Here is a 2,534-nt window from a genome sequence, read left to right as displayed (position 1 = left end):
GTACGTGGATCACGCCGGAGCTCCGGCCTCCGGCGTGATCCACGTACGCACCCGGCTCACCGCCGACTTCACGGTGGTCTCCAACGCCCTCGCCCAGCGGCGCGGCAGCGCGGTCACCCTCGGCGTGGCGGTCTACATCCTCTCCCTGCCCACCGGCTCCCGCGTGTCCATCGCGGCCCTGTGCGCGCACTTCAGCGAGGGCGAGATCCTGATCTCCCGGGCCCTGCGGGAGCTGGAGGCCGCGGGCTACCTGGAACGCCGGCGTGAGCGCCTGTCCTCCGGGCGGATCCGCACCCGGACGTACTTCTACGACGTCCCCGGCGGCGCGCCGCGGCCGGACCCGGACGCCTCTCCGGAACCGCCGAAGCCGTCCCGGCCCCGACACCGGAAGTCGCCCGTCGCCCAGCGCACCCCGTCCTCGTCCTCATCGGTGACGGTCACGGAAGCGGCATCCGTTCCCGCTCCGGGCCGGCCGGAGGAGCCGGCGGCGCTCTCCGACGCCGATCCGCGGGCGGTCGCCGTGCTGGCCTCGCTCCGCCGCGTCGATCCGCGGCTCCTGCTGTCCGAGCGGGAGGCCGCGCGGCTGGCGCCGGCCGTCGGGCAGTGGCTCGCGGCGGGTGTCGCGCCCTCCCGGATCACCGCACACCTCACGGCACGGCTCCCCGACCACTTCCTGGCCCGCCCGGCGGCCATCCTCGCCTTCCGCCTCCGGGAAACGCCCCTGCCCGCACCCCCTCCGGCACCGCTGCCGTCGTTCGCCGAACGCCCTGACCTCCTGCCGTTCCAGACCTGCGACGGCTGCGAACGCGCCTTCCGCGCACCGGAACCCGGGCAGCGCTGCCGGGACTGCCGGGGCCGTCTCGTCCAGGGCCCTCTTCGTGCGGCCGGCTGAGCCGATGGGTGGGTGTGTGAGCGGCCCCCGGACGGCACACTTGGTGTGTGACGATGCGAAACCCGGCAGCGGACTCGACGGACGGAGGAGGTGGGGTATGGCCGACCGGTTCAAGGACGGGCTTCTGACTCCCACGGAAACAGCCTCCTACCTGGAAATCCCGCAGTCGACGCTCCTCTCCTGGCTGAAGAGCAGGGCCGCCGGGGCACCGCTGGTCCACCAGGTCGAACCACTGGGCAAGGGGCAGCCCTCGGTACCGTTCATCGCGGTGGCCGAGGCGCACGTCCTCCGTTCCCTCCGCACCCTGGGGCTGCGGATGAGCGAGATCAGGGAAGCCGCCACCGCCGTCCGGGACGCCTTCGGCACCCCTTACGGCCTCGTGTCCAAGCGGATCGCGACGGACGGCGTGGACATCTTCGTCGAGCATGGGCTGGGGGATCTCCGCCGGGCCCGGGACGGTCAGGCCCCCATCCACGAGGTGGTCTCCGGCTACCTCCGCTACCTGAACTGGGAGCCCGACGACGACTTCCCCTCCAGCCTGCGGCTCAGGCAGTACCCGGAGTCCGTCCCCGTCGTGATCGACCCGAGGTTCGGGCACGGGAGGCCCGTCGTGGCCGCCAACCGTGTCGCGGTCAAGGCCATCACCGATCTCTGGGAGGCCGGGGAGAGCGTCGAGGACATCGCGTACGACTTCGACATGACACCCGAGCAGGTCGACGTACTGTGCCGGGCAGTGGTGCGCCTTGCCGCCTGAGTTCTTCCTCGACCGCAATCTCGGACGTCGCGTCGCGGAAGGGCTGAGAGCGTGCGGCTGGACGGTTCACCGCATCGGGGACGTCTTCCCCGACGACGGACAGGATGTGGCCGACGAGGAGTGGATCACGCACGGTCTCGACCGAGCACGGGTGCCCCTCTCGAAGGACGGCCGGATCAAGAGCCGGGACCTGGAGATCCGGCCGGTCCTGGAGCGGGATGCGGTGCTCTTCTACCTCGACAACCAACAACTGCGCAGTGTCGAGATGGCCGAACGGCTCGACGCCCACCGCGGGACGATCCACCGGGCGGTGGGCAGGGGAGGTCCCGCGGCCTACGCCGTACGACGCGACCGCATCGAGCGCACCTGGCCGTGACGAGCGGACGGTCCGGGCCCGGCCCCGGACCGTCACGTCCCCGCAGCCACTCCCCCTCGCGGCGCATGCGAGCAAGTGCCCCCGACGACCCGGACGAGCACCACTGAGGACTTCCGGGAACGGATGCCGGCGGCGTCCCGGCTCGGCCGGGTCAGTACGTCCGGCGTCCGGGTCGGTCCGGTTCCTTCAGGTGTTCGGAGCACTCGGGGTTGTGGCAGGGGCCGGGGCGCCACACGGGCACGACGACCCCGAGCGTCTTGTGCCGCCCCCTCACCATCGTGGTCACCGGCTGCTTGCAGGCCGGGCAGACAAGCGCTCCCTGGGGACCGGTCTCGCGTTCCGCTTTACTCATTCTTTAATACTAGGCTTTTCGGGCGAAAGGGAACACCGGGGCGTGCGTGCTTCCTCCGGCGCCGATCAGTCCGCCGATCGGTCCGCCGATCAGTCCGCCGATCGGTCCGCCGATCAGTCCGCCGATCGGTCCGCCGATCAGTCCGCCGATCAGTCCGCCG

The 2,534-nt window shown here is 71.6% G+C and carries 4 protein-coding genes; 3 read left to right on the top strand and 1 reads right to left on the bottom strand.

The window, feature by feature from the left end:
* Window positions 1-4 precede the first annotated feature (4 nt).
* From AOK18_RS22455 to AOK18_RS22445, 3 genes are all read left to right on the top strand, one after another.
* Window positions 5-892 carry a hypothetical protein gene (locus AOK18_RS22455; RefSeq protein WP_206281580.1) on the top strand — a complete coding sequence of 296 codons (888 nt, stop codon included), beginning with the start codon at window positions 5-7 and terminating at the stop codon, window positions 890-892.
* 97 nt (window positions 893-989) lie between these two features.
* Window positions 990-1,646 carry a DUF433 domain-containing protein gene (locus AOK18_RS22450; protein ID WP_055695514.1) on the top strand — a complete coding sequence of 219 codons (657 nt, stop codon included), beginning with the start codon at window positions 990-992 and terminating at the stop codon, window positions 1,644-1,646.
* Window positions 1,636-2,022: a PIN-like domain-containing protein gene (locus AOK18_RS22445; RefSeq protein WP_055695513.1), complete on the top strand. Its 387-nt coding sequence runs from the start codon at window positions 1,636-1,638 to the stop codon at window positions 2,020-2,022. The genes AOK18_RS22450 and AOK18_RS22445 overlap by 11 nt, the downstream gene beginning before the upstream one ends.
* A gap of 151 nt (window positions 2,023-2,173) precedes the next feature.
* On the opposite strand, the gene AOK18_RS22440 is transcribed toward AOK18_RS22445, so the two are convergent.
* Window positions 2,174-2,374, bottom strand: a complete 201-nt coding sequence (locus AOK18_RS22440) for a hypothetical protein (RefSeq protein WP_055573956.1) — start codon at window positions 2,372-2,374, stop codon at window positions 2,174-2,176.
* Between the last annotated feature and the right edge of the window lie 160 nt (window positions 2,375-2,534).

Source organism: Streptomyces prasinopilosus, assembly GCF_001419695.1.
Lineage (GTDB): Bacteria > Actinomycetota > Actinomycetes > Streptomycetales > Streptomycetaceae > Streptomyces > Streptomyces prasinopilosus.
Note: the sequence above shows the minus strand (reverse complement) of the source record. Positions and strands in the feature narration are given on the sequence as shown.